Raw genomic sequence first — 697 nt, 5'->3', positions numbered from 1 at the left:
TTCAACGCTGGGCAGCCCAATACCGGTGTACGGCGCCTTGCGAGCCTTGCACCGGAGCCTGGTCGGGAAACGGCAGCGTGTCGATACCCGCCAGTTGTGCTCTGGTTGGCGCCTCGCGGCAGATATCTGCATGTTGCCCTGGCGGATAAGCACCGACGACCAGAAAGTCTTCGCTTGAGTCTAAATTGCAATGGCCAGTGCCGGCAGGCAGTAGCAACACGTCGCCTGGACTGACTTCAAGTACATGACCATCCGGGCCACCCAGCATCAACCGAGCCCGACCACTTGCGATGCCAAGTACTTCATGACCTTCAGTATGGTAATGGTGGTAGCTGTAAACCCCATTTCGCCATTGTGGTGGCCAGCCATTGGCAATGAAAATTCGCTCGAACAGTGCAGCCGGATCGTCGCCCTGAACTGCAATCGCGGTTGGGTAAACGAGTATCGGCAGGTGCGGGTTGTTGGGAACCCATTGGTTGCGTTCAAACATCAGGGTTTGAACGGTAGCTGTCTCAGTTCGCGGTTTTTTCATTTAAGGATCTCCGAAACCTAGATGCTGCGATGGATTTTCATGTATCGATTTGCAACTCCAAATCAGCATTTTCCAGTCGGCGGGCGTGAGCCACCGTGCCGTTCAAGCGCTCTCCTGTAGAAAGAATAATGGTCAAGGAGTGTGCTTTGTGTAGGTCGTCTGGCA

Annotated in this window: 1 protein-coding gene; it reads right to left on the bottom strand. The window is 54.5% G+C overall.

Annotation, left to right across the window (positions count from 1 at the left end):
- Position 1 precedes the first annotated feature (1 nt).
- Positions 2-532: a cupin gene (locus tag ORL50_RS28720; protein WP_266020079.1), complete on the bottom strand. Its 531-nt coding sequence runs from the start codon at positions 530-532 to the stop codon at positions 2-4.
- Positions 533-697: the final 165 nt, after the last annotated feature.

The organism is Pseudomonas sp. RIT-562 (assembly GCF_026241895.1).
GTDB classification, from domain to species: domain Bacteria; phylum Pseudomonadota; class Gammaproteobacteria; order Pseudomonadales; family Pseudomonadaceae; genus Aquipseudomonas; species Aquipseudomonas mandelii_F.
The sequence above is the reverse complement of the archived record's forward strand: the minus strand, read 5'-3'. Positions and strand labels throughout refer to the sequence as shown.

What these genes read in the sequence shown, in the direction of transcription:
- ORL50_RS28720 (WP_266020079.1), bottom strand. Translation starts at nt 532, where the DNA reads ATGAAAAAACCGCGAACTGAGACAGCTACCGTTCAAACCCTGATGTTT.